This window comes from Sphingobium fluviale (assembly GCF_004122115.1).
Classification (GTDB): Bacteria; Pseudomonadota; Alphaproteobacteria; order Sphingomonadales; family Sphingomonadaceae; genus Sphingobium; species Sphingobium fluviale.
Window position 1 is genome coordinate 38,172 of record NZ_SBKP01000005.1, and the last position, 24,334, is coordinate 62,505.

The 24,334-nt window shown below is 64.6% G+C and carries 24 protein-coding genes; 19 read left to right on the forward strand and 5 right to left on the reverse strand.

Features of this window, described 5'->3' with window-relative positions; genetic code table 11:
• Position 1: 1 nt before the first annotated feature.
• The 5 genes from EQG66_RS06745 to ispH all read right to left on the reverse strand — a co-directional run bounded on the left by EQG66_RS06745 (position 2) and on the right by ispH (position 6,066).
• Complete coding sequence (locus EQG66_RS06745) at positions 2 to 2,932, reverse strand: M16 family metallopeptidase (protein ID WP_129403831.1); 2,931 nt, start codon at positions 2,930 to 2,932, stop codon at positions 2 to 4.
• 122 nt (positions 2,933 to 3,054) lie between these two features.
• A complete protein-coding gene (locus EQG66_RS06750) occupies positions 3,055 to 3,618 on the reverse strand; it encodes a hypothetical protein (RefSeq protein ID WP_129403832.1) in 564 nt (187 codons plus the stop codon).
• A gap of 66 nt (positions 3,619 to 3,684) precedes the next feature.
• Complete coding sequence (rnhA, locus tag EQG66_RS06755; RefSeq protein ID WP_129403833.1) at positions 3,685 to 4,131, reverse strand: ribonuclease HI; 447 nt, start codon at positions 4,129 to 4,131, stop codon at positions 3,685 to 3,687.
• Positions 4,128 to 5,105, reverse strand: coding sequence for a homoserine kinase (thrB, locus tag EQG66_RS06760; protein ID WP_129403834.1), 978 nt, complete (start codon positions 5,103 to 5,105; stop codon positions 4,128 to 4,130). The genes rnhA and thrB overlap by 4 nt, the downstream gene beginning before the upstream one ends.
• Before the next feature lies 1 nt (position 5,106).
• On the reverse strand, positions 5,107 to 6,066 hold the full coding sequence (gene ispH, locus EQG66_RS06765) for a 4-hydroxy-3-methylbut-2-enyl diphosphate reductase (protein ID WP_129403835.1): 960 nt from the start codon (positions 6,064 to 6,066) through the stop codon (positions 5,107 to 5,109).
• 125 nt (positions 6,067 to 6,191) lie between these two features.
• Here ispH and EQG66_RS06770 point away from each other — a divergent pair, with 125 nt between their 5' ends.
• The 19 genes from EQG66_RS06770 to mraY all read left to right on the forward strand — a co-directional run bounded on the left by EQG66_RS06770 (position 6,192) and on the right by mraY (position 24,334).
• Positions 6,192 to 6,848 carry a hypothetical protein gene (locus EQG66_RS06770; RefSeq protein WP_245987919.1) on the forward strand — a complete coding sequence of 219 codons (657 nt, stop codon included), beginning with the start codon at positions 6,192 to 6,194 and terminating at the stop codon, positions 6,846 to 6,848.
• 158 nt (positions 6,849 to 7,006) lie between these two features.
• On the forward strand, positions 7,007 to 8,734 hold the full coding sequence (gene argS, locus EQG66_RS06775; RefSeq protein ID WP_129403836.1) for an arginine--tRNA ligase: 1,728 nt from the start codon (positions 7,007 to 7,009) through the stop codon (positions 8,732 to 8,734).
• 14 nt (positions 8,735 to 8,748) lie between these two features.
• Positions 8,749 to 9,480, forward strand: a complete 732-nt coding sequence (locus EQG66_RS06780) for an SPOR domain-containing protein (RefSeq protein ID WP_129403837.1) — start codon at positions 8,749 to 8,751, stop codon at positions 9,478 to 9,480.
• 196 nt (positions 9,481 to 9,676) lie between these two features.
• Entirely contained in the window at positions 9,677 to 10,687 is a 1,011-nt protein-coding gene (nagZ, locus tag EQG66_RS06785; RefSeq protein ID WP_129403838.1) for a beta-N-acetylhexosaminidase, read from the forward strand.
• The gene (locus EQG66_RS06790) at positions 10,687 to 11,502 is read left to right on the forward strand and encodes a segregation and condensation protein A (protein WP_129403839.1); all 816 of its coding nucleotides are present in this window, start codon (positions 10,687 to 10,689) and stop codon (positions 11,500 to 11,502) included. The genes nagZ and EQG66_RS06790 overlap by 1 nt, the downstream gene beginning before the upstream one ends.
• Positions 11,503 to 11,504: 2 nt before the next feature.
• On the forward strand, positions 11,505 to 12,116 hold the full coding sequence (gene scpB / locus EQG66_RS06795) for an SMC-Scp complex subunit ScpB (protein ID WP_129403968.1): 612 nt from the start codon (positions 11,505 to 11,507) through the stop codon (positions 12,114 to 12,116).
• A gap of 42 nt (positions 12,117 to 12,158) precedes the next feature.
• A complete protein-coding gene (locus EQG66_RS06800; protein WP_129403840.1) occupies positions 12,159 to 12,404 on the forward strand; it encodes a twin-arginine translocase TatA/TatE family subunit in 246 nt (81 codons plus the stop codon).
• Positions 12,405 to 12,439: 35 nt separating this feature from the next.
• Entirely contained in the window at positions 12,440 to 12,814 is a 375-nt protein-coding gene (gene tatB, locus EQG66_RS06805; protein WP_129403841.1) for a Sec-independent protein translocase protein TatB, read from the forward strand.
• A complete protein-coding gene (gene tatC, locus EQG66_RS06810; RefSeq protein ID WP_129403842.1) occupies positions 12,811 to 13,593 on the forward strand; it encodes a twin-arginine translocase subunit TatC in 783 nt (260 codons plus the stop codon). Before tatB ends, tatC begins: the two co-directional genes overlap by 4 nt.
• Positions 13,594 to 13,825: 232 nt before the next feature.
• Positions 13,826 to 14,827, forward strand: a complete 1,002-nt coding sequence (locus EQG66_RS06815; RefSeq protein ID WP_129403843.1) for a cysteine synthase A — start codon at positions 13,826 to 13,828, stop codon at positions 14,825 to 14,827.
• A 36-nt stretch (positions 14,828 to 14,863) separates the two neighbouring features.
• Positions 14,864 to 15,202, forward strand: coding sequence for a hypothetical protein (locus EQG66_RS06820; protein ID WP_129403844.1), 339 nt, complete (start codon positions 14,864 to 14,866; stop codon positions 15,200 to 15,202).
• A 38-nt stretch (positions 15,203 to 15,240) separates the two neighbouring features.
• Complete coding sequence (locus EQG66_RS06825) at positions 15,241 to 16,395, forward strand: Gldg family protein (RefSeq protein WP_129403845.1); 1,155 nt, start codon at positions 15,241 to 15,243, stop codon at positions 16,393 to 16,395.
• Positions 16,396 to 16,622: 227 nt separating this feature from the next.
• Positions 16,623 to 17,132, forward strand: a complete 510-nt coding sequence (locus EQG66_RS06830) for a division/cell wall cluster transcriptional repressor MraZ (protein ID WP_129403846.1) — start codon at positions 16,623 to 16,625, stop codon at positions 17,130 to 17,132.
• Positions 17,129 to 18,115 (forward strand): 16S rRNA (cytosine(1402)-N(4))-methyltransferase RsmH, encoded by a 987-nt coding sequence (rsmH, locus tag EQG66_RS06835; RefSeq protein ID WP_129403847.1) that lies wholly within the window; start codon positions 17,129 to 17,131, stop codon positions 18,113 to 18,115. Before EQG66_RS06830 ends, rsmH begins: the two co-directional genes overlap by 4 nt.
• On the forward strand, positions 18,112 to 18,750 hold the full coding sequence (locus tag EQG66_RS06840; protein ID WP_129403848.1) for a colicin transporter: 639 nt from the start codon (positions 18,112 to 18,114) through the stop codon (positions 18,748 to 18,750). Before rsmH ends, EQG66_RS06840 begins: the two co-directional genes overlap by 4 nt.
• Positions 18,750 to 20,453: a peptidoglycan D,D-transpeptidase FtsI family protein gene (locus tag EQG66_RS06845; protein ID WP_129403849.1), complete on the forward strand. Its 1,704-nt coding sequence runs from the start codon at positions 18,750 to 18,752 to the stop codon at positions 20,451 to 20,453. The genes EQG66_RS06840 and EQG66_RS06845 overlap by 1 nt, the downstream gene beginning before the upstream one ends.
• Positions 20,453 to 21,880: a UDP-N-acetylmuramoyl-L-alanyl-D-glutamate--2,6-diaminopimelate ligase gene (locus EQG66_RS06850; protein WP_129403850.1), complete on the forward strand. Its 1,428-nt coding sequence runs from the start codon at positions 20,453 to 20,455 to the stop codon at positions 21,878 to 21,880. Before EQG66_RS06845 ends, EQG66_RS06850 begins: the two co-directional genes overlap by 1 nt.
• Positions 21,877 to 23,259 (forward strand): UDP-N-acetylmuramoyl-tripeptide--D-alanyl-D-alanine ligase, encoded by a 1,383-nt coding sequence (locus tag EQG66_RS06855; protein WP_129403851.1) that lies wholly within the window; start codon positions 21,877 to 21,879, stop codon positions 23,257 to 23,259. Before EQG66_RS06850 ends, EQG66_RS06855 begins: the two co-directional genes overlap by 4 nt.
• Before the next feature lie 4 nt (positions 23,260 to 23,263).
• The gene (gene mraY / locus EQG66_RS06860) at positions 23,264 to 24,334 is read left to right on the forward strand and encodes a phospho-N-acetylmuramoyl-pentapeptide-transferase (RefSeq protein ID WP_129403852.1); all 1,071 of its coding nucleotides are present in this window, start codon (positions 23,264 to 23,266) and stop codon (positions 24,332 to 24,334) included.

The window sequence follows — 24,334 nt, forward strand, 5'->3', positions numbered from 1 at the left end:
CTTATTTCCTTCCTTCGTTCGCGGCGGGTTTGGCCGCGCCGCCTGAGTCGGGCGCGTCCGCCTGCGGCACAATCTCCACCGGAAGGCCAAGCTTTGCAAGCTGCGGCATCACGACGGCTTTATCTCCCACCACGACCCAGATGATTTTCGCCGGGTCCAGCGCAGCGCGGGCGGCGGCATCGAGCGCGGGCGCGCTCTGATCCTTGTAACGCGCGGCGAGGCTTTCGACATAATCGAACGGGCGGCCCAGCAGCGCATCCCGCTGCATCTGCGCCAGCACTGCGCCCGATGTCTCATAGCCGCCGGGCAGCTCGCGGATCGCGCCGTTGACCGTCCGCTCCAGCTCTGGCGCGGTGATGCCCTTGGCGGAGAGAAAATCGGTGACGATGGAGCGGATGGCGGCAATGCTGTCGCCGGTCCTGTCTGCCTGCACCGGCGCGACGATGACATAGGCGTTGGTCTGCGCGTTGCGCTCCAGCACCGAATAGGCACCATAGGACCAGCCCTTGTTCTCGCGCAAATCCATGTTGATGCGGGCTAGGAAGCTGCCGCCCAAAATGTCGTTCGCGGCGGTGAGATCGAGCAGGTCATCCTTGCCAGTGCCGGAAAGGACCATGCCGCCATAGATCATAGACTGCGGCGATTGGGGGCGGTCGATCAGGATGATGCGCGGGCGGGCGGGCGGCGGCGCGGCGCTGAAATCCTTTTTGCCGGGCAGGTCGCGCGTCATCGGCCACGCGCCGAAGCGGCTTTCGAGCTGGGCGGTGAGGTCCGCCAACGTGACATCGCCCACGGCAAAGATCTCCGCCGTGTCCGCCCGCAGCCATTTGCGGTGGAAGGAGGCGAGGTTCTGGCTGGTCAGCTTCGCCACAACGGCGGGGTCGCCCGCGCCGCTCGCGCCGATGCCATAGGGGTGATCCGGCCCGTAGATCGCGGGGAAGAAGGTGCGCCGCGCCAGCCCGCGCGGATCGGTGCGCTCCTGCGCGATGGCATTGAGCATCCCGGCGCGCACCCGCTCCAGCTCTTTCGCATCGAAGCTGGGGTTCAGCACGATATCGGCCAGCAGATCGAGCGAGGGCGCGAGGTTAGGCGTCAGCGCATAAAGCGAGACGGTGGTGCGGTCCAATGACGCGCCGACGCTGATGTTGGCGCCGAGGCGCTCCTGCTCTTCGGCGATCTGGATGCTGGTGCGGCGCGCCGTGCCTTCCTTCAGCATCGCGAGCGTGAGCGCCTGCGTGCCCTGCGCGTCTTTGGGGTCTGCCGCCTTGCCCGCATCAAACGAGAGCGCGAGGCGCAACGTAGGCAGCCCGGTGCGCCGCGCGAGGTGAACCTTTACGCCGTTGGAGAGGGTGGCGGTTTCTACCGTCGGGAAATCGACATTGGCGAAGCTGCCCACGGTGGGGAACTTGCTGCGATCGACATCGGTAACGGCGGTCGGGGCCGGTTGTTCCCCTTCAGCAACATAATGGGCCGGGGCGCTGACGATGCCGCTGCGGGTCTTGGATGCGGAATCGCTGCTGCCCGCGTCGTCATACTCATCCCGTGCGCCGGGCACGACAGAGAGCGCCAGCACCGGGCGGCTGAGCCATTTGCTCAGCGCCGCGCGCACCCGCTCCGGCGTGGTGGAGGCGATTTCGGCCAGCTCCTTTTTGTAGCGGCCGGGGTCGTTGGAATAGAGCAAGCCTTGTCCCAGCACCGCCGCCTTGCCGCCGCCGTCGCCCACCTGCTCCAGAGCACCGATGCGTGCCGAAACATCACTCATCGCCACGCGGCGCACCTCGTCTGCGGTCGGGCCTTTGGCGGCATAATCGGCGAGAATCTCATCGAGGCGCTTGGCCAGCACCGCAGGATCGACGCCCGGCTTCACGTCCGCCGTCACCTCGAAAAATCCGAGCTGCGCGAGTTGCTGCACCTGCGCCGTCACGGAAACCGCGAGCTGCTCGCCCTTCACAAGGATATTGTCGAGCCGCGAGGACGCCAGCCCGCCCAGCACATGCGCGCCGATGGCGAGCGGGGTGGCGTCGGGATCGTTCAGCCCCGGCACCGTCCACCAGCGATAGAGCCGCGTGGTGGCGACGCGGTCCTTCAGCGTGATGTCCTTGCGGGCGGGCAGCGCGGGGATATCGACCTTGACCGGCGCCACCGCCGGCCCGCGCGGGATCGCGCCGAAATATTTGGTGACGAGGCGCTTGGCGGTCTTCACATCAATGTCGCCCGCCAGCACCAGCACGGCGTTGTTCGGCCCATAATGGCCGGTGAACCACGCGCGCACATCATCGAGCGTCGCGCCATCGAGATCCTTCATCGAGCCGATCGTGCTGTGGCCATAGGGATGATCGGCGGGCAGCAGCCCGGCGAGCTGCGCATATTCGACCATGCCATAGGGCTGGTTATCTCCCTGCCGCTTTTCGTTCTGCACTACGCCGCGCTGGTTATCGAGCTTGGCCTGATCGACCCCGCCCAAGAGATAGCCCATCCGGTCGCTCTCCATGAACAGCGCGGTCTCCACCGCGCCGGTCGGCACGGTCTGGTAATAATTCGTGCGGTCAAACCATGTGGTGCCGTTCATATCCGTCGCGCCGATCTGTTGCATCGGCTCGAAATAGTCGCCCGGCGCATGCTCGGACCCGTTGAACATCAGATGCTCGAACAGATGGGCAAAGCCGGTCTTGCCCGCAGGCTCATGCTTGGAGCCGACATTGTACCACACCGCCACCGCGACCACCGGCGCCTTGCGATCGGTATGGACGATGACGCGCAGGCCGTTTTTTAGGGAGAACTGGGAATAGGGGATATCGACTTTGGAGACGAGCGTGGCGGGGTCCACCTGCGCGGACGCCGTGGCGGGCGCGAGCGCCAGTGGGACAAGGGCAAGCGGCGCGAGGGCGAGGAGCAGGGGGAGTGCGCGGCGGCGGAGAAGAGCAGAGGGCATGAGCAGCTTTCAGGTGCGGTGATGGTGATGAGGCGCGAGCATAGCCGCCCGCGCCAGCGCTGCAACGCAAATTGGCGGGATGAGATGAAGCGGGGATGAATGGGGGGTGGGGCTGATTATGATTATGAACCCGTCATTTCTGTCAGATAATCACCAATGTGCTCACAGGTTGATTTAACAAAATCACTTTCAAGTCTAGATGCTTTGTGTGCTGGTTGTGTCAAACGCCAAACCCTATTGGGTTCACTACGAACAATCCTGTAAAGAGCGATCTTCTCGTCCACTGGGTCAGCAGCGCATGCTTGGTTTTCATCAAAGGCTTTGTACTCAGCCCAACCCCATGCGACAGGAAGCTTTTCTCCTTCAAGTGTGATCAGCGTGCCTCCCGAAACCATACGGGCGACTGGCACGATGCCCTCTACTTGTTCAAGCTTGCATATGCGGCCTTGCTTTCCGACTGTGCCGAAAACGAACCGAACCTGAAGAGCAGCGCAAGCTTTTGGCCACTCACTTCTGGCCCATGCGGACCAATTTGCCTTGCTTCTGGATGCCTCTGCTGGAAAGGGAGGCATTGAGCCGCCGAACTGCTGATAATGCAACTCATCTACGGTAGGGGCAATCCTTCTATCCTGACATCCGGACATCCCCAAGATAAGTGCCAAGGGCACCAACCATTTTGATGACATTGTCCCCTCCAAGCCGAAGCCAATCTAAACATACTTGAGGTATGGCTATACCCCGTATTCTTATAATTACCCCCGCATCTTCTCCGCTGCGGCGCAGGCGAGTACGTCGGCGCGTTCGTTTTCCGGGTGGCCGTTGTGGCCTTTTACCCAGCGCCAGTCCACTTGATGCGGGGCGGCGGCGGTGAGGAGGGCTTGCCAGAGGTCGGCGTTTTTCACCGGCTTTTTGTCGGCGGTTTTCCAGCCGTTGCGCTGCCAGCCGTGGACCCATTTGGTGATGCCGTCGCGCACATAGACGCTGTCGGTCGTCAGCACGACCTTGCACGGGCGCTTGAGCGCCGAGAGTGCCTGCACGGCGGCCATCATCTCCATGCGGTTGTTGGTGGTATCGGCCTCGCCGCCGGACAGCTCCTTTTCGTGCGGGCCGGAGCGGATCACCGCGCCCCAGCCGCCGGGGCCGGGGTTGCCCTTGCACGCGCCGTCTGTGAAAATCTCGACTTTCGTAAGGCCGGTCATGCGCCGAGCAGGTCCGCCGGGTTGGCCTGCGCGTAGAAATCGAGGCGTCTGAGGTAGGCGAGCGGATCCTTGCGCGTTACCAGCGCGTCCGCCGGCGTGTTGATCCAGTCATAGGCGCGGGTGAGCAAAAAGCGCAGCGCCGCGCCCCGGCACAGGATCGGGAAGGCAGCGCGCTCGGCTTGCGAAAGCCCGTGGGCCACCGTGTAGCCGCGCACCAGCGAAGCGCCCCGCGCCGCGTGATACGCCCCGCCGTCCGCCGCAAAGCACCACGCGCCGTGCATGATCGCCAGATCATAGGCGCGGATGTCTGTGCAGCTGAAGTAGAAGTCGATGAGGCCGGTGACGGCGTCTCCGCTCATCAGCACATTGTCCGGGAACAGATCGGCATGGATCACGCCGCGCTCCAGCGCGTTCGGCCAGTGCGCATCGAGGAAGGCCAGCTCCTGCGTCACCCGCGCGGCGAGGCCGGGGGCGATGTCATCCAGATGCGTGCCGCATTTGTCGGCAAGATCGTGCCAGCCGGGGAGGTCGAGCGCGTTGCGCCGCTCCTGCGCGAAGCCTTCGCTCGCGCGGTGCAGCTCGCCCATCGCGCGGCCTGCGGCGAGGCACTGGGCGGGGGTCGGCTCCGTCACCGAGATGCCGGAGAGGAACTCGATCAGGCAGGCGGGCCGCCCGGCGAGCTGTTGCAGCTTTTGGCCCTCGCGGTCCGCGATGAAGCGGGGCACCTTGCAGCCGTTCGCACCGAGATGATCGAGCAGGTCCATGAAGAAGGGCAGGTCCGCCTCGTCCACGCGCTTTTCATAGAGGGTGAGGATGAAGCGCTCCGACGCGCCGTTCGCCCGGCGGGTTTCCAGCATATAGTTGCTGTTCTCCACCCCCTCGGCAATGCCCTTGGCGGAGACGAGCTCGCCGGTGTCGTAGCGGGTGAGGAAAGCGGCCATTTCCTCTGAAGGGACGTGGGTATACACCGCCACCTTATGCTACCTCCAATCCCTTGGGCAGCTTGAAGGAGATGTTCTCTCGCGCGGTTTCCACGGTGCGCTCAGTGACGGCGTAGCGCGTACCGAGCGCGTCCACCACTTCGCGCACCAGCACTTCCGGCGCGGAGGCGCCCGCGGTGATGCCCAAGGTGCGCACACCCTCCAGCCAGCCGAAATCGATCTCCGCTCCGCGCTGGATAAGCTGTGCCTTCGCACCGGCGCGTTCGGCACATTCGACGAGGCGGAGCGAGTTGGAGCTGTTGGGCGCGCCGATCACCAGCACGGCGTCGCACTCCTGCGCCATCGCCTTTACCGCCGCCTGCCGGTTGGATGTTGCATAGCAGATATCCTCGCCCTTGGGCGCGACGATATCGGGGAAGCGCGCTTCCAATATGGCGATGATCGCGGCGGTATCATCAACAGAGAGCGTGGTCTGGGTGAGATAGCCGAGATTGGCGGGGTCTGCGGGCTGGATCGCGCGGGCGTCGTCCTCGGTCTCGATCAGGGTCATGCTGCCATCCGGCACCTGGCCGAAGGTGCCGACAACCTCCGGGTGGCCCTTGTGCCCGATGAACAAGATGTGCCGCCCGGCCTCTACCTGCCGCTCCGCCTGCCGGTGAACCTTGGAGACGAGCGGGCAGGTGGCATCGAGATAATCGAGGCCGCGATCCTCGGCCGCTGCCGGAACCGACTTGGGTACGCCATGGGCCGAAAACACCACCGGTACGCCGTCCGGCACCTCGTCCAGCTCCTCGACGAACACTGCGCCCTTGGCTTTGAGGCTATCGACCACGAAACGATTGTGGACGATCTCGTGCCGCACATAAACCGGCGCGCCATATTTCTCCAGCGCGCGCTCGACGATGATGATCGCGCGGTCCACCCCGGCGCAAAAGCCGCGCGGCGCGGCAATCAACAGAGCAAGCGGTGGCAGGGTCGAAGCGGCATCGGTCATAGCTTGAGCCATTAGGGAGGATTGGGTTGGAAGGCTAGTGCTATGCTGCGCAATCTGCGCGCTTTGTGTTGCGCGGTTGGCGCAGGGTCGATAAGAAGCCGGTTCTTACCGCCGAAGGAAATTCCGTGACACCAGCTTGCCACCCCTTGAGGACCCTCTCGATTGCCGCTGTCGCGCTGCTCGCGCTGGGCGCATGTTCCAGAAAGGGCGATCTTGATGAAACCGGCGGCATCATTGCCGTGCGGAGCGCCTGCCCGGTGGCGGCGATCCCCGCGCACACCGGCGATGTGACGCTGTTCAACCCGGCAGGCAGCACGGATGCCGCCGCGATCGATGTGGTGGCGAGCATGACCAATCTGCGCTCGACCTGTTCCGAAACGGCGGATCAGTTTTACACCGAGGCGACCTTCGATGTGCAGGCGAGCCGGCGCGATGCCAGTCAAGCGCGCGAAGTGGACCTGCCTTATTATTCCGTCGTCGTGCGCGGCGGCAACGCGGTGATCGCCAAGCGTGTCGGCACCGTGCGCCTGAGCTTTGCCGCCGGGCAAACTCGCGCGCAGGCGTCTGCCAAGGCGGCGTCTTATGTTGACCGCGCGCAGGCCGCGCTGCCTGCCGATGTGCAACGCAAGATCACGCAGAAGCGCAAATCGGGCGAAGAAGACGCAGCGATCGATCCCTTCACCCTGCCAGAGGTCAAGGCAGCATTGCAGCGAACCAGCTTTGAGCTGCTGGTGGGATTCAACCTGAGCCCAGAGCAGTTCAAATATAACGCTACCAGATAGACGTTCTCCGATCCGTCACCCTGAACTTGTTTCAGGGTCCATTTCTCCGCTAAGTGCGGCGCCAAGAGGCATGATGGATGCTGAACCAGGTTCAGCATGACCATCACCGCTTCAATGTTCGTCCTTGACGATGACCAAATGTTAGTAAGGGTTAAGCTTTGACACTCTACGTTCGTTTTGCCGCGCATATGGACGCCCTGCTCGATGGCATGATCGCCGCCGGGGAGCTGCCCGCCGAGATTAACCGCAAGGCCGTGACGGTCGAGCCGCCGCGCGATGCGAGCCACGGCGATCTTGCCACCAACGCCGCGATGGTGCTCGCCAAGCCTGCCGGGCTGAACCCGCGCGCGCTGGCCGAAACGATTGCCGCGCGGCTGGAGGCGCTCCCGGAGGTTGAGAGCGTGTCCATCGCCGGGCCGGGCTTCATCAACATGAGCCTGACGCCTGAGACATGGGCGGAGGAGCTGCGCGCCATTGCAGAGCAAGGTGCGGACTATGGCAAGTCGGGCAGCGGCGCGGGCGTCACGGTCAATGTCGAATATGTCTCCGCCAACCCCACGGGGCCGATGCACATGGGGCATTGCCGGGGCGCGGTGGTGGGCGATGCGCTCGCGACCCTGCTGGAGGCTGTCGGCCACAAGGTGACCCGCGAATATTATATCAACGATGCGGGCGGGCAGGTCGATGTGCTCGCGCGCTCGGTGCATCTGCGTTACCGCGAGGCGCTGGGCGAGGATGTCGGCGAAATACCCGAAGGCCTGTATCCCGGCGATTATCTGGTGCCGGTCGGGCAGGCGCTCGCCGCCGAATTTGAGTGCCGCTATGTCGGCGCCCCGGAAGCCGATTGGCTCGCCCTGTTCCGCACCCGCGCGGTGGCGGCGATGATGGAGATGATCCGCTCAGACCTCGCGCTGCTCGGCATCCATCATAACGTATTTTCCTCAGAGGCGGAATTGCAGGCGGCGGGCAAGCCCGAAGCCGCCGAGGCGTGGCTGCGCGCGCATGATCTCGTCTATGATGGCGTGCTGGAAGCGCCCAAGGGCGAGACGCCGGAGGATTGGGAGCCGGTTGAGCTGCCCTTGTTCCGCTCCACCAAGTTCGGCGACGATCAGGACCGGCCGATCAAGAAATCCAACGGCAGCTGGACCTATTTCGGCGCGGACATGGCCTATCATTACCAGAAAGCACAGAGCGCCGATCAGCTTATCGACATTTGGGGCGCGGACCACGCGGGGACGGTGAAGCGCATCCAGGCGGCGGTCGCGGCGCTGACGGAAGGCAAGGCGCGCTTCGACGTGAAGCTGGTGCAGATGGTGCGCCTGCTGCGCGATGGGGAGCCGGTGAAGATGTCCAAGCGCGCGGGCAACTTCGTCACGCTCGCCGATGTGGTGCGCGAGGTCGGCAAGGACGTGGTGCGCTTTACGATGCTGACCCGCAAGGCAGATGCGCAGATGGACTTCGATTTCGCCAAGGTGGTGGAGGCATCGAAGGACAATCCGGTGTTCTATGTGCAATATGCCCATGCGCGCATCGCCTCTTTGGGCAGGCGGGCGGCAGAGGCGGGCGTGGTGCTAACCGATCCCGACTTGTCCCGCCTTGGGACGGAGGAGCTGGCGCTCGTCAAACTTGCAGCGCAATATCCGCGCGTGGTCGAGGCCGCCGCGCAGGCGCGCGAGCCGCACAGAATCGCCTTTTTTCTAGGAGATTTGGCCGCTGCGTTCCACGGGTGGTGGAACATGGGCAACGATGATGCAGCGCGGCGAATAATCGTGGTTAACGACCCTGAAGTTACATCTGTAAGGCTTTTCTTGGCGCGTCAAATCGGGCAGATTGTCCGCAATGGCCTCGCCCTCATGGGAGTGGAGGCGCTTTCGGAGTTGCAGTGATGGCGAACAATGGCATGAACGACACCCTCGCGCTTGACGATGAGGACCGTCTGCCATGGCTGGAGCCAGCCTATGAGGATGAAGGCGAGGACGAGGTTTCGCTGCTGCGGCTGGGTGCGCTGATCCTTGCCGGCCTTGCCCTGCTGGGGCTTTTGGTGGGCGCGGTGTACATGATCCGCAACCACCTGACCGAGCAGGAAGAGCCGCAGGTGCTGACCGCGCCCAAGGGCGATTACAAGGTGCCCGCAAAGAGCGCGGACGCCAAGAAGTTTCAGGGCGAAGGCGACGAGAGCTTCGCCGCGAGCGAGGGGCAAGAGCGCGGCGGCGTGATCGACCCGACCAAGCTGCCTGAAGCGCCGATGGCCACAACCGCCAGCGCGGGCGCTGCCGCCGCAGGGGCGAAGCCGTCCGCGCCGGTTTTGAGCGGCCCGAAGGTCGTCATGCCCGTCTCCAAGCTGGGTCAGCCGCAGGCGGCGCCCAAGCCATCCGCCCCTGCCGCACCCGCCCCTGCCAAGGCTGGCGGCCCGATGATCCAGCTCGGCGCTTATGGTAGCGAGGCGCTCGCGAAATCGAGCTGGACGCGCCTTGCCAAGCGCTTCGATTACCTCGGTGCGCTCACCTATCATATCGAGCCTGTGACGGTGAACGGCACCCAATATTATCGCCTCCGCGCCGCTACCCCGCAGGCGGGCATATTGTGCGGCAAGCTTAAGGTGGCGGGCGAGGGCTGTATGGTGGTGAACTGAGGCGCGGATTTCGCTTTCAATCATTCGTCATGCTGAACTTGTTTCAGCATCCATCTCGCCTCACAAATATTCGACCCCGACGATGGATGGACCCTGAAACAAGTTCAGGGTGACGACTCCTGATGGCGCGCGGTTCGCTTGTCGAACTGATGCATTCCCCCTTCCCCCCGGCACCCGCCCCCGCTAGTCTCCGCCCATGAAGCCGGTGATTTTCGGAATAGCGGGGGACAGCCTCAGCGCGGAGGAGCGCGCGTTTTTTCGCGAGGCGGAGCCTGCGGGCTATATTCTGTTCAAGCGCAACTGCGTGGACAAGGCGCAGGTGCGCGCCTTGACGGACGATCTGCGCGGGCTGCACGGGCGCGACGACTTGGCTATCATGATCGATCAGGAGGGCGGGCGCGTGGCGCGGATGCAGCCGCCCGTCTGGCCTGCCTTCCCAGCCATGCAGCGGTTCGATGCGCTCTATGATGTCGCGCCCTCATCGGCGATGATGGCGGCGCGGTGGAATGCGCGGGCGATTGCGCAGACCTTGCGCGAAGTCGGCATCAATGTCGATGCGCTCCCCCTCCTCGATGTGCGGCAGGAGGGAGCGTCCGACATCATGGGCGACCGGACTCTGGGTACGGAGCCGATGCGCGTCGCGGCGCTGGGCCGCGCGGTGCTGGAAGGCTTGGGCGAGGGCGGCGTGATCGGCATCGTCAAGCATATGCCGGGGCATGGCCGGGCAAGCGTTGACAGCCATCATGATCTGCCGACCGTCACCGCCGACTCGGCGGCGCTGGAGAGCGACTTGGAGCCGTTCATTCGCCTGAAGGGCGCGCCGATGGGGATGACCGCGCATATCGTCTACACCGCCTGGGATGCGGAACGGCCCGCGAGTCTCTCTCCGGTGGTCATCGAGCAGATCATCCGCCAGCGGATCGGGTTCGACGGGCTGCTCATGTCCGACGATCTCGATATGAAGGCATTGCAGGGGGATATCCCATCCCTTGCGGCGGGTGTCGTGGCGGCGGGGTGCGACCTTGCGCTCAATTGCTGGGCGCGGATGGAGGATATGGTGGGGATCGCGAATGCGCTGTCCGATATTTCCGAGGTTTCGCGCGCGCGGCTCGACCGGGCGATGGCGGGCGCTGGGCAAGTGACAGACGATGTGCCGCTGGACGACATGCTCGCGCAGCGGGATGCGCTGCTGGGGGTGATGGCCTGATGGCGGGGCGCGAGGAAGCGCAAGACCTGTTCGCGCCGCCCCGCGCTGCGGAGGATGTGCTCACCTTGAGCTTCGATAGCTGGGAAGGGCCGCTCGACCTGCTGCTCACCCTCGCGCGCGGGCAGAAGGTGGACCTGAAGCAGATTTCGATCCTCGCGCTGGTCGAGCAATATCTGGCGTTCATATCCGGCGCGAAGGCGCTGAAGCTGGAGCTGGCCGCCGACTATCTGGTGATGGCGGCGTGGCTGGCGTACCTCAAATCCGCGCTGCTGCTGCCCAAGGCGATGCAGGAGGAGCCAAGCCCGGAAGAGCTGGCGCTCAGGCTGCACCTGAGGCTCCAGAGGCTTTCCGCGATGCGTGATGCCGGTGCGCGCCTGCTGGGGCGGGACCGGCTGGGGCGCGATGTGTTCGCGCGTGGTGCGCCGGAGGGGTTGCGCGTCGACAAAAAGGCGCTGTGGCAGGCAAGCCTCTATGATCTGGTCGCGGCATACGGCCAGGTGAAGGCGCGCACCGCACCGGTGGTGCATATCGTCTCCCGCCGCCCGGTGATGAGCCTTGACGAGGCAATCGTGCGGGTGGGCAGGCTGGTGGGCGTGCGGCTCGATTGGGCGCGGCTGGAGAGTTTCCTGCCCGATGGCGTCGTGGGCGCGCTGGGGCGGTCGGCACTGGCATCGAGCTTTGTCGCGATGCTGGAGCTGGCGCGGCAGGGCCGGGTAGACATCAGGCAGGAAGGCATGTTCGCGCCTATCTTCCTGCGCGCCTCCGGGGCTGATGGGGTTGAGGCGGGCGATATGCTGGAGGAGGCGGAGGCATGAGCATGGATGCGCGCGAGGAACCCGATGACCTCTCCCGCGCGCTGGAAGCCGCCTTGTTTGCCGCGACCGAGCCGATGAGCATCGCGCAGTTGCGGCAGATATTGGGCGATGCGCCGGATATTGCCGGAGCGCTCGCGGCGCTTGCGGCTGACTATGCCGGGCGGGGCGTCAATCTGGTGGAGCGGGGCGGGCGCTGGCATTTCCAGACCGCGCCGGACATGGCGCACCTGCTTCGGCGCGACAGGCAAGAACCGCGCAAGCTGAGCCGGGCGGGCATGGAGACGCTCGCGATCATCGCGTATCATGAGCCGGTGAGCCGCGCGGAGATAGAGGCGATCCGCGGCGTGCAGGTGGGCAAGGGCACGATAGACGTGCTGATGGAGGCGGGCTGGGTGCGCCCCGCCGGGCGGCGCGAGGTGCCGGGCAGGCCGCTCATCTATGCCACCACGCCCGATTTCCTGACGCATTTCGGGCTGGAAAGCCGCCGCGACTTGCCGGGTATAGACGATCTGCGCGCTGCCGGTCTGCTCGATCCCATCGATCTTGCGATAGATGGCCTGTTCGAGCGCGAAGAAGGCGATTCCGCGCTGGAAAACGAAGGCGAAGACGCCTAGTGTATGGCGCTTGATGGGGGTTTCGCCCTGAGGAGATATTAGATGGGTTCGTTTTCGCTGATGCACTGGGTTCTGGTGGTGCTGGTTATCGTGCTGCTGTTTGGCGGCGGCCGGATTTCCGGGCTGATGGGCGATGTCGCCAAGGGCATCAAGGCGTTCAAGAAGGGCATGGCCGACGACGAGGATAGCGCCACGGCCGCGCGCCCGGCCACCCGTATCGAAGGCCAGTCTGCGCCGGATGTTTCCGCCACTGCCTCCACCACCAAGGACGAGCAGAAGCAGGCTTGAGCGCGCGCCGCTTCCTACGCACTGCGGTTTGACCCATGTTTGACATTGGCTCCACCGAGCTGTTGCTCATCGTCATCGTTGCCGTCGTGGTCATTGGCCCGAAGGACTTGCCGCGCGCGCTTTATAAGGTGGGGCAAATGCTCGGCAAGGCGCGGTCTATGTCGCGCCATTTCCGCTCTGGCATAGACGCGATGATCCGCGAGGCCGAGATGGAGGATCTGCAAAAAAAATGGGATGCCGACAACCGCCGGATTATGGAGCAGCATCCGCAGGTAGAAGCTGTGCAAGAGCCGGAATATGACGCATCGACGGTCATCGGATCGGCAAGCCTGCCCGCGCCGGAGGGAGAAGTGGGGGATGCGCCCGTGACGCCCGCCGCACCCGCAACCGCGTCGGAAAAGCCCGCATGAAGGATCTGGATGACAGCAAGGCGCCGCTGCTCGATCATCTGATCGAGCTGCGCAGCCGCCTGCTCAAGTGTGTGGTGGCGCTGGTGCTCGGCTTTGCGCTGTGCTTTTATTTTTCGGACACGCTGTTCGCCATTCTGGTGCATCCGTTGAAAGACGCCTTTGGTCCGGCGGGCGGCAAGCTTGTCTACACCAAGCTTTACGAGGCCTTTTTCGTGCAGGTGAAGGTGGCGCTGTTCGGCTCTTTCTTCCTCTCGTTCCCCATCATCGCCAACCAGCTCTGGGCGTTCGTCGCGCCCGGTCTTTACGCCAAGGAGAAGAAGGCGCTGCTGCCATTTTTGCTGGCGACTCCGGTGCTGTTCATCGCGGGCGCGAGCCTCGCCTATTTCGTGGTGATGCCGACCGCGTTTCACTTTTTCCTTCAATATCAGGGGACGAGCAGCGGCTTGCAGGTGGAAGCGTTGCCCAGTGCCGACGCCTATCTCGGCCTTGTGATGCAGTTCATCCTCGCGTTCGGCATCTGCTTTTTGCTGCCGGTGCTTTTGATGCTGCTCAATCACGCCGGGCTGGTGACGCGCACGCAGCTTGTCGGGCTGCGCCGCTATATGATCGTGGTGGCGTTTATCGTGGCGGCGGTGCTGACGCCGCCCGATGTCGTGTCTCAGCTCATGCTCGCTGTGCCGCTGGTGCTGCTCTATGAGCTGGCGCTGATCGCGATGTGGTTTACCGATCGCAAACGGGGCGCGGAAGACAAGGCATTGGCGGTTTCTGAAAAAGGTTGAGCCCGGAACGCGGCTTGGGGGTGTGCGCTCCGGGCTCTTGTTTCGGATGGCTCTGCGGGGGGCAAAGGGTCGCCATCCGAAAGGTAAAACACGGCACATCGCGGTTGGTTCCCACGCCGCGAAAAAAATTTATACAAATTTTTATGGCCGCCCCGCGAAGCCCCATCGGGGCTTTAGCGGCGTAAAGCATCGCTCGCTTGGCACGAGGCATGGGGTGCGCTATTCGGCGGATATGACAACGATATCCGACACGCTTTCCCTCATCGGCAACACGCCTCTCGTCCGCCTCGTCGGCCCATCCGAGGAGAGCGGCTGCGAGATTTATGGCAAGTGCGAGTTCGCCAATCCCGGTGCTTCTGTAAAGGACCGTGCGGCGCTGTTCATCGTGCGCGATGCGGAGGAGCGCGGCTTGCTGAAGCCCGGCGGAACGATTGTCGAGGGCACGGCGGGCAACACGGGCATCGGCCTCGCGCTTGTCGCCAATGCGCGCGGCTACAAGACGATCATCGTCATGCCGGAGACGCAGAGCAAGGAAAAGATGGATACGCTGCGCGCGCTGGGTGCGGAGCTGGTGCTGGTGCCTGCAGCACCTTATTCCAACCCCGGCCATTTCGTGCATACCTCGCGCCGCATTGCGGAGGAAACGCCGGGAGCGATCTGGGCCAACCAGTTCGATAACATTGCCAACCGCAAGGCGCATATCGTTGGCACCGCAGAGGAAATCTGGGCGCAGATGGACGGCCGCATCGATGGCTTTACCTGCGCGGCGGGCACGGGCGGGACGATCGCGGGCGTGGGGCTGGGCCTCAAGGCGAAGGACGAAGGGATCACGATCGCGCTGTCGGATCCCTATGGCGCGGCGCTCTATAATTACTACGCGCATGGCGAGCTGAAGGCCGAAGGGTCATCGGTTGCGGAAGGGATCGGGCAGGGGCGCATCACCGGCAACCTCGATGGCGCGCCGATAGACACGCAGTTCCGCATCTCGGACGAGGAGGGGCTGGAGTGGGTGCGCCGCTTGCTCGCCGAGGAAGGGCTGTGCCTTGGTCTGTCCAGCGGCATCAACGTTGCCGGTGCGGTGGCGCTGGGCAAACAGCTTGGGCCGGGCAAGCGCATCGTCACCATATTGTGTGACACCGGTTTCCGCTATCTCTCCACGCTTTACAATGCAGAGTGGCTGGAAATGAAGGGCTTGACGGTGTTCCCCTGGCTCATGCACAAGGCAGATGCCTGAGCGACCGCAAGACAGGTCGTGAGGTAAACGAGGCCAATGACCGAAGCATCCGCACGCCGCAAGGAAGCCATGCAACGAATCCAGACCGGAATGACCGGGCTGTTCGGCATTGCGCTGCTCGTTGGCCTTGCCAGCGTGGTGGTCGATACGGTGCGGCGCGATGATGTGACCGAGGCGGATGCATCTCTTGCGACCAATGCGGCGCCGGAAGATGCCATAAATGCGGTGCCGAGCGAGCCACTGGCTGAGCTGGGCGTGGCCCCTGCGGCAGACGAGGATGCGCAAGGCTCTGTTGTCGCCGACCTCAAGCCTGATCCCAACCTCAAAAAGCCGATGGACCGTGCGCCTGCATCGGGCGGTGGCAAATCTCCATAAAACCCCCATACGCGCGTCGCCGCTGGCGGGGGCTTGCGATGGCCGTCGCCTTGTTTGTGCTGATCGTGATTGTGCTGTTTGCCGGGATGATGCCGTTCGTCATGCCTCTGGGGCTGGCGGCGGGCGGTGTGCTGGAAACGGGGCAGGTCGCGCCTTCTCGCTGGTGGCTGGCGGGTGTTGGTGCGCTGGGGCTGTATCTGCTGGCAAGCTGGCGGATGGAGCCGCGCGCGCGGCGCTGGTGGCTGGGCGTGTTGCTGGCGGGGATGCTGAGTGCTGTGCTGGTGTTCGGCTGGCGCGGCGCGCGGGATCAGCCGCAGTATGAAGCTGGGACGGACGCGGGCAGCACGCCGCGAACCATAGGCCTGATGAGTGCGCTCCCCTTGTTCTGGGCCGAAGGTGCTACGCCGGGCAATGCGATGACCGGCGCGGGCGAAAGCGGGCCTGCCGCGATCATCGATCACTTACACCCGCGCCCGGTCGATCATATCGATGCGGCATCGCTGCGTGGGCTGGATGCGCTTGTGCTTGCGCAGCCGCGGCTGCTCCAGCCCGCCGAGCTGGTGATGCTGGATGACTGGATCCGGCGTGGGGGCAAGGCGGTGATCTTTGCCGATCCGCTGCTGGCGTGGCCGAGTGAACTGCCGCTGGGCGACCCGCGCCGACCGCCGCTTACGAGCCTGCTCGATCCGCTGATGCTGCACTGGGGGCTGATGCTGGCGCCGGCGGCGCAGGGCGGGGGCGGGGTGGACCGGCGGATGCTGTCCACCGGCCATATGCTGATGATGGCGGGCGCATCGCGCTTTTTGCCGCATGGCAAGACGACTTGCGTGCTGGAGGAAGATGGCCTGATGGCGCTGTGTCGCATCGGCAAGGGGCGGGTGCGGTTGATTGCGGACTCTGACGTGCTGGACGAGCGGCTGTGGCTGGCGGACCCCCGCCACGCGGCCCGGAGCGAGGCCTATGCCTCGGACATTGTGCCATTGCTGAAAGACTGGGTGGCCGATCCGCTCGCCGCGCCAACACAAGCCGCGCCGCGCCGGGTGACGGACGATGCCGCGCTGATCGCCGCGCTGCGCTGGGCGTTGCTGGCGGGTTTTGGCTGGGCCGGGCTGGGATATTTTGGGCTGCATCGATGGGTTACGCGTAAATCTCAAGAAAATCATGGGTTTAGTAGGCATGGGGGAGGCGGATGATTGGTGTTCTCTGCCTCGGAAAAGCAGGGAAATAAGACGAAAACGACTCTATTCCCACTTTTTCCCAAATTTTCCCCTTTTTTCCCACATCGAGTCTTGATACACCATCCTCACTAGGGGCTGTTCAACCTGTGTGATTCCCGTGGCGGATCGGCGTTCCCCAATGCGCTTTTCCGGGCGGTGTCGTGCGGCCTGGGGCAGCGCAGAGATTGGGGATTGGTGCAACTGTGTCCGAGGGCGTCTTCTTTTCAGGGCACGACATCAGCGTCGCGGACGGCAAGGGCCGCTTTGCCCTGCCGCTGGAGATGCGCAAGGCCACCCGGCAAAGCAGCGGCGACAGCAACAAGCTCTGCATCACCCTTCATCCTGAGCATGACTGCGCGGTCGGCTTTGGGCTTTCTCACAAATATTGGCTGGAAGATCAGATATTAGAGGAGCAGCGGTCTGCGCGGAGCCGCGGCGAGGCGTTTGACGATGAGGCAGCGCGTGAAAAGCTGTTCCCCGATCTGGAAGACCTGAATTTCGACGATGGCGGCCGCTTCTTCCTGCCGGACGATATCAGGGGCATGATGGGCATCGGCGATGTCGCGCTGTTCGTCGGCACCGGGCGGAATATCCAGATCTGGGCACCTGAGAAATATCTGGAGTATAAGGGCCGCAGCCGCCGCGTCGTGTATGCGGTGGAGCAGTTCCTTGCAGGCAACGGCGCAGGCAAAGGCAAAGGGGCGGGCAAATGAGCGCCTCCGCCCTCGCTCCGTCTCAATCCGCACCCCATATCCCTGTTCTGCTCGATGATGTGATTACCGCGCTGGCGATCCGGCCCGGAGAGACGCATGTTGATGGCACCTATGGTGCGGGCGGCTATTCCCGCGCGATGGCGGCGGCGGGCGCCCATGTGATCGCGATCGACCGCGACCCCGATGCAATTGCCGAGGGGCGGGAGCGGATCGCGCGCGAAGGGCAGGATATCCGCCTGGTTGAAGGGCCGTTTTCCGCCATGGCATCGCTGGTGGAACAGGCAGGCGCAGCCCAAGTGGATGGCGTGGTGCTCGATATCGGCGTGTCCTCGATGCAGCTTGACCGGGCGGAGCGCGGCTTTTCGTTTCAGGCCGATGGCCCGCTCGATATGCGGATGGCGCAGGAGGGCATGACCGCCGCCGAGTTTGTGAATACCGCCGAGGAAGAGGATATAGCCGATGTGCTCTATCGCTATGGCGAGGAGCCGCGCTCGCGCCGGGTTGCGCGGGCAATTGTAGCCGCGCGGCCCATCACCCGCACGGCAGAGCTTGCGGGCGTGATCCGCCGGGCGCTCGGCCACAAGCCGCATGACAAGAAAGACCCGGCCACGCGCGCGTTTCAGGCGATACGAATTCATCTGAACGGCGAACTGGACGAGCTGGAGCGCGGGCTGGAGGCGGCGGAAGCGATCCTTGCGCCCGGTGGGCGGCTCGCGGTGGTGACGTTCCACAGCCTTGAGGACCGGATCGTGAAGCAGTTTCTGCGGCGGCGTTCTGGCGGTGAAGCGGCGGGATCGCGCCATCGCCCGCTGGTTCAGACCACGCAAGCCGCCGCTTTTGCAAAACCCGCCAAGGCTGTGCGCCCGTCTGAGGCGGAGATTCGCCGCAACCCGCGCGCCCGCTCCGCCACGCTGCGCAGCGCCGTTCGCCGCGATGACAGCACCCCGCCCCATGCAGCCCCCCCTCAGGAGACAATAGGATGATCGCTCTCAAGCGCCTGCAAAGTCTGTTCTGGGTGCTGTTCGTGGCCTTTGGCGCGCTGTCGGCCTATCTGGTGTCGCTGAAGGTGGCGACGGAGCGCAACGAGCTGATGCGGGTGCGCGCGCAGATCGCCGCCGCCCGCGCTGACATCCGCTATCTGGAAACGGAATTCGCCGCGCGCGCCAACATGCGCCAGCTGGAACGCTGGGCGAGCCAGGATTTTCATTACACCGCACTGGGGGCGGAGAATTATCTGTCTGATGAGCGCCAGCTTGCGCATCTCGATGGCCTGCAGCCCAATGGCCCCGATTATGCGCCGCAGCCGGTGCTGGTGGCCATGATCGAGAGCGGCGACCGGGCGCAGGCGGCCCTGCTTGAACAGGGTGCGGAATCGCCCGCTGTTGCCCCTGCGCCGGTTGCCCAGCCCAAGGCGCCTGCGCCCGTTACGATAGCGAAGCCTGACAAGGCTGAGGCTGCTCCCGCCCGGCTTGCAAAGGCGACAAAGCCTGCCCGCGCGGAGTCGCCTGCCCGCAAGGCAGAGCGTATGGCGATGCTCGACGCGCAGCTGCTGGACAGCAACACATTGGGTGAGCTGGGTCGCAAGGCGGCGTCTGAAGGCAGGCGGAGCATCCGCTGATGGCCACAATCGTCGTCCGGCATGAAAGACCCCCGATCCGGCGCGAGCGACTGAACCTGACGGCGGTGGCGCATCAGCGGTTGATGCTGGTGCTGTTGATCCTGATTGCGGTGTCGGCGTTGCTGGTGGTGCGGCTCATGTGGATTGGCGCGGTATCGGGTGCGCGCGGCGGACAGGACATCTCGGCTGCCGGGTTGCCTCCGCGCGCGGATATTGTCGATCGCAACGGCGTGCCTCTGGCGCGGATGATGGACGCCTATGCCATTTCGGTGCGGCCTCACAAGCTTATCAGCGATCCTGCCGAGCTGGCGCGCAAGCTGCACGAGATTTTTCCGGATACCCCGCAGGCAGAGTTTTACGCGAAGCTGACCGGCAAGGGCTGGGCCTATCTGCGCCACCGTGCGCTGCCTGAGGAAGTGGCGGCGGTCAATGCGCTGGGCGAGATCGGCATCGAGTTCCCGCGCGAGAAAGAGCGCATTTATCCGCAGAGCACGCTTGCTGCGCATGTTCTGGGTTTTGCGCCGGTGAAGGATGGCGAGATATATTCCGGCGGCATGGGGGCGGAAGCGGCGTTCAACGACCGGCTGGTCGATCCCTCGATGCGCGGGCAACCGCTGGTGCTCTCGGTCGATGCGCGGGTGCAGGGCGCACTGGAGAGCGAGCTGTATTCCGCCATGGTCGATCAGAAGGCCAAGGGCGCGACCGGCATCGTGCTAAACGCCAACACCGGCGAGGTGGTGGCGATGGCGTCGTTCCCCGTGTTCGATCCCAACAAGCTGGGTAAGGACGCCGATTCGCGCCGCAACAATGTCGTGCAGGCGCGCTATGAGCTTGGCTCCACCTTCAAGCCGCTTTCGGTCGCCGCGGCGATGGACGCAGGCGTCGTCACGTCAATGGCCAAGCCCTATGACGCCACCGCGCCGTTGCAGGTCGGCAAATACAGCATCAAAGACGATCACCCGCTGGGCCGCTGGCTCAATGTGCCGGAGACGCTGATCCACAGCTCCAACATCGTCACCGCGCGCATTGCCGACGAGATGGGCGCGGGGCCGATGCAAAAGCTCTATCGCGCGCTGGAGTTTGACCGCAGGCCGAGCATAGAGCTGAAGGAACGCTTTCCGACGCTGTGGCCGACAGAGTGGGGCCGCATCACCAATATGACGGTGGCCTATGGCCATGGCATCGCCGTTACGCCGCTGCATCTCGCCAGCGCCTATGCCGCGCTGGTCAATGGCGGCATCTGGCGTCCGGCGACGCTGCTCAAGCTGGAGGCAGATGCAGTGCCGCAGGGCCGCCGTGTGTTCTCGGCTGCCACCAGTGCGCGCATGCGCCAGCTGCTGCGCCTTATCGTGATGTATGGCACGGGCCGGACGGCGAACGCGCCGGGCTATCGCATCGGCGGCAAGACGGGCACGGCGGAAAAACCCTCTGCGGGCGGCTATGCGCGCCACGCCAATATCACCACCTTCGCCGCCGCCTTTCCGATGGACAATCCGCAATATGTCATCCTCGCGATGATGGACGAACCGCAGGGCAGCAGCCAGTTTCCCGGCGTGCGCACGGCGGCCTATACCTCTGCGCCTGTGGTGAAGCAGGTGGTGACGCGCATCGGCCCCATGCTGGGAATCCTGCCCGATCAGCGGCGCGATGTTGACATGTCCGAACTTATGCCGCTCCTGTCCCAAGACACAGGAGAAGACTGATGCGCCTCGATATGCTCGCCAAGGGTCTGGCGGGAGATGTGCCCGAAGTGGAGGTGAGCGGCTTTGCGATCGACAATCGCAAGGTCGCGCCCGGTTGCGTTTTTGGCGCGTTCGAGGGTGCGCGGGTCAACGGAGAGGACTTTATTCCGCAGGCGATTGCGGCGGGGGCGGTTGCGGTGGTGGCGCGGGCGGAGGCGCAAGTAGAGGGCGTTTTCCACGTAGCGGATGCAAACCCGCGCAGGCTGTTCGCGCAGATGGCGGCGCGATTTTATGCGCCGTTTCCAGTTACTTGCGTCGCAGTTACCGGAACCAATGGCAAGACATCCTGCGTCGAGCTGACGCGGCAGATCTGGCGCGCCCTGGGCCACACATCCGCCTCCATCGGCACGCTGGGCGTCACCACCTCGGTCGATCAGGTCTCCACCGGGCTGACCACGCCCGACATCGTCACCTTCCTCTCCAACATGGCGGGCCTCAGGAAAGAGGGCATCACCCACGCCGCGTTTGAGGCATCGAGCCACGGCCTCGCGCAGTATCGCACCGAAGGGCTGCCGGTGAAGGCGGGTGCGTTCACCAACCTGTCGCGCGATCATCTCGATTATCATGGCACGATGGATGCCTATTTCGCCGCCAAGATGCGCCTGTTCGACGAGGTGATCGAGGACAATGGCGCTGCGGTGATCTGGACCGACGACGAGCGCTCCGCAGATGTCATCGCGCGGGCGAAGGCGCGCGGGCTTCGGCTGGTCACTGTCGGCGAGGCGGGCGAGACTTTGCGCCTCGTCAGCCGCGAGCCGACCGCGCTGGGGCAAAAGCTCGTCATCGCGGCGGACGGGGCGGAGCACATAATCGTGCTGCCGCTGATTGGTGCCTATCAGGCCGCCAATGTGCTGATTGCCGCAGGGCTGGTGCTGGCAACCGGCACACCCTGGGCGCAGATCATGCCGCATCTCTCCCGCCTTCAGCCGGTGCGCGGGCGGCTGGAGCGCGCGGTGCTGACCAAGGCTGGCGCGCCGGTCTATGTCGATTACGCCCATACGCCCGATGGCCTGCGCGCGGCGATAGAGGCGCTGCGCCCGCATACCAAGGGCTGCCTCATCGTGCTGTTCGGCGCGGGCGGAGACAGGGACGCGGGCAAAAGGCCGTTGATGGGCAAGGTGGCCCACGAAATGGCCGATCATGTGATCGTGACCGATGACAATCCCCGCTCCGAAGACCCGACCGCCATCCGCGCCGCGATCATGGCGGGAGCTCCGCAGGCGCAAGAGATCGGCGGGCGCCGTGATGCCATCGCCGCAGCCATCGCACAGGCGGGAGCAGATGACATCGTGCTGCTCGCCGGCAAGGGGCATGAGCAGGGGCAGATCATCGGCGAGCGGGTGCTGCCGTTCGATGATGTCGAGGTGGCGCGGGAGTGCGCGCAATGAGCCACGCGCCGCTGTGGACCGCGCAGGAGATTGCAGAGGCGACAGGAGGCACGGCCTCGGCGGATTTCGATGTCTCAGGCGTCGCGTTCGACAGCCGCGAGGTTGGGCCGGGTGATCTGTTCATCGCCTTGAAGGGCGAGGCGACCGACGGGCACGCCTTCCTCGGCAAGGCCTATGATGCGGGCGCGGCGGGGGCGATCGTTTCGCAGCCGATAGAGCCGCCGCATGTGCTGGTGGCCGATACCACAGAGGCGCTCAACGCGCTGGGCCGGGCGGCGCGGGCGCGGATGAAGGGCAAGGTGATCGGCGTCACCGGCTCGGTCGGCAAGACCAGCACCAAGGAGGCGCTGTTCGCCGCGCTGGAGCGGGGCAGGCGGGGGCGGGTGCATCGCTCTGTCAAAAGCTATAACAATCATGTCGGCGTGCCGTTGTCCTTGGCGCGGATGCCGCGCGATACGGCCTTTGGCGTGTTCGAGATGGGCATGAACCACGCGGGCGAGCTGGCGGTGCTGACACGGCTGGTGCGGCCGCATGTCGCTATCGTCACCGCCATTGCCCCGGCGCATATCGAGTTTTTCGACACGGAGGAGGCGATAGCCCGCGCCAAGGCCGAGATTTTCGAGGGGCTGGAGCCGGGCGGCTTTGCCATCGTCCCTTATGACAGCCCGCATCGTGATCTGCTGGTGAAGGCGGCGGAGGACAATGGCGCGCGGGTCGTTACCTTTGGTCTGAAACAGGGTGCGGATGTGTGCGCGGCGGAAGCCGTTCCGGCGGTGAACGGCGGTACGCTGGTGGCGGCGCAACTGCCGGGGGTGGAGCTGTGCTACACAGTGGCGGCGCCGGGCGATCATAATGTGGCGAACTCGCTGGCTATCATGGCCGCGGTGGAGGCTGTCGGCGGAGATCTGGCGGCGGCGGGCCTCGCGCTGGCCGAAATGCCGGGCCTGCCGGGCCGGGGCGCACGGCATGAGATCGCTCTGGAGGGCGGCACCGCGCTGCTGATCGACGAGAGCTATAACGCCAACCCGCTGTCTATGGCGGCGACGCTTCGGCAACTGGGGCGCGAGCAGGCAGCGCGGCGTATCGCGGTGCTCGGCGCGATGAAGGAGCTGGGCGATCAGGGCGCGAGCCTCCACGCAGGGCTGGCTGAGCCGATCGAGCAGGCGGGCGTCGAATGTGCCATATTGGTGGGCGCAGAGATGAACCCGCTCGAACACAGGCTTGAAGGCAAGCTCGCTTTGGCGCATGTGGCCGATGCGGACGAGGCGACGGCGGCGCTGCGCGATATGATGCGCGCGGGCGATGCCATCCTTGTCAAGGGTTCCAACAGTGTCGGCCTGTCGCGGCTTGTCGCGGCGCTGGCGGGCGGAGAAAGATAAGAAGATGCTTTACTGGCTGGCGGCGCAGCTCGATTTTCCCGGTGTTTTGAACCTAATCCGCTATTTGAGCTTTCGCGCGGGCGCGGCGGTGGCGACGGCGCTGTTTCTAGGCCTTATCATCGGCCCGCGCTTCATCGGCTGGCTCAGGGTGCGGCAGGGCAAGGGCCAGCCGATCCGTGATGACGGGCCGCAGAGCCACCTCGCCAAAAAGGGCACGCCGACGATGGGCGGCCTGATGATCCTCACGGCGATGATGGTGTCCGTGCTGTTGTGGATGGACCTCAGCTCCACCTATGTCTGGGCGTGCATCGCCGTGACGCTGGGTTTCGGCGCGATCGGCTTTCTCGACGATTATGACAAGGTGACGAAGGCCAGCCACAAGGGGCTGTCTGGCCGGTTGCGGCTGCTGGCGGAGTTCATCATTGCGGGGATTGCGGCGATGCTGATCGTGCAGCATAATGGCACGGCGCTCTATGTCCCGTTCTGGAACGGTCCTGCGCTCGATCTTGGCCTGTTTTATTATGTCTTTGCCGCGTTCGTGATCGTATCGTTCGGCAATGCGGTTAACCTCACGGACGGGCTGGATGGATTGGCAACGATGCCGGTGATCATCGCCTGCATGGCGTTTACGGCGATAACCTATCTCGCCGGGCGCGCGGATTTCGCCGCCTATCTCGGCATCCCGCATGTTCCGGGCGCGGGCGATCTGGTGATATTGACCGGCGCGATGATCGGCGCGGGGCTGGCGTTCCTGTGGTTCAATGCGCCGCCCGCCGCCGTGTTCATGGGCGACACCGGCAGCCTCGCGCTGGGCGGCACCATCGGCGTCATCGCGGTGGTGAGCCATCACGAGATCGTGCTCGCCATTATCGGCGGGCTGTTCGTGGTGGAGGCGTTGTCGGTCATCATCCAGGTGTTTTTCTACAAGCGCACCGGCAAGCGCGTGTTCAAGATGGCGCCGATCCATCATCATTTCGAGCAGCTCGGCTGGCCCGAAACGACCGTGGTGATCCGCTTCTGGATCGTCTCGTTCGTGCTGGCGCTGGCGGGCCTCGCCACGCTGAAGCTGCGATAA

Excerpts from the sequence above, each read along its gene's own strand:
- EQG66_RS06745 (WP_129403831.1), bottom strand. The coding sequence starts at position 2,932 with ATGCCCTCTGCTCTTCTCCGCCGCCGCGCACTCCCCCTGCTCCTCGCC.
- EQG66_RS06750 (WP_129403832.1), bottom strand. The coding sequence starts at position 3,618 with ATGTCATCAAAATGGTTGGTGCCCTTGGCACTTATCTTGGGGATGTCC.
- rnhA (WP_129403833.1), bottom strand. The coding sequence starts at position 4,131 with ATGACCGGCCTTACGAAAGTCGAGATTTTCACAGACGGCGCGTGCAAG.
- ispH (WP_129403835.1), bottom strand. The coding sequence starts at position 6,066 with ATGACCGATGCCGCTTCGACCCTGCCACCGCTTGCTCTGTTGATTGCC.
- EQG66_RS06780 (WP_129403837.1), top strand. The coding sequence starts at position 8,749 with ATGAACGACACCCTCGCGCTTGACGATGAGGACCGTCTGCCATGGCTG.
- nagZ (WP_129403838.1), top strand. The coding sequence starts at position 9,677 with ATGAAGCCGGTGATTTTCGGAATAGCGGGGGACAGCCTCAGCGCGGAG.
- EQG66_RS06790 (WP_129403839.1), top strand. The coding sequence starts at position 10,687 with ATGGCGGGGCGCGAGGAAGCGCAAGACCTGTTCGCGCCGCCCCGCGCT.
- scpB (WP_129403968.1), top strand. The coding sequence starts at position 11,505 with ATGGATGCGCGCGAGGAACCCGATGACCTCTCCCGCGCGCTGGAAGCC.
- EQG66_RS06800 (WP_129403840.1), top strand. The coding sequence starts at position 12,159 with ATGGGTTCGTTTTCGCTGATGCACTGGGTTCTGGTGGTGCTGGTTATC.
- tatB (WP_129403841.1), top strand. The coding sequence starts at position 12,440 with ATGTTTGACATTGGCTCCACCGAGCTGTTGCTCATCGTCATCGTTGCC.
- tatC (WP_129403842.1), top strand. The coding sequence starts at position 12,811 with ATGAAGGATCTGGATGACAGCAAGGCGCCGCTGCTCGATCATCTGATC.
- EQG66_RS06815 (WP_129403843.1), top strand. The coding sequence starts at position 13,826 with ATGACAACGATATCCGACACGCTTTCCCTCATCGGCAACACGCCTCTC.
- EQG66_RS06820 (WP_129403844.1), top strand. The coding sequence starts at position 14,864 with ATGACCGAAGCATCCGCACGCCGCAAGGAAGCCATGCAACGAATCCAG.
- EQG66_RS06825 (WP_129403845.1), top strand. The coding sequence starts at position 15,241 with ATGGCCGTCGCCTTGTTTGTGCTGATCGTGATTGTGCTGTTTGCCGGG.
- rsmH (WP_129403847.1), top strand. The coding sequence starts at position 17,129 with ATGAGCGCCTCCGCCCTCGCTCCGTCTCAATCCGCACCCCATATCCCT.
- EQG66_RS06840 (WP_129403848.1), top strand. The coding sequence starts at position 18,112 with ATGATCGCTCTCAAGCGCCTGCAAAGTCTGTTCTGGGTGCTGTTCGTG.
- EQG66_RS06845 (WP_129403849.1), top strand. The coding sequence starts at position 18,750 with ATGGCCACAATCGTCGTCCGGCATGAAAGACCCCCGATCCGGCGCGAG.
- EQG66_RS06850 (WP_129403850.1), top strand. The coding sequence starts at position 20,453 with ATGCGCCTCGATATGCTCGCCAAGGGTCTGGCGGGAGATGTGCCCGAA.
- EQG66_RS06855 (WP_129403851.1), top strand. The coding sequence starts at position 21,877 with ATGAGCCACGCGCCGCTGTGGACCGCGCAGGAGATTGCAGAGGCGACA.
- mraY (WP_129403852.1), top strand. The coding sequence starts at position 23,264 with ATGCTTTACTGGCTGGCGGCGCAGCTCGATTTTCCCGGTGTTTTGAAC.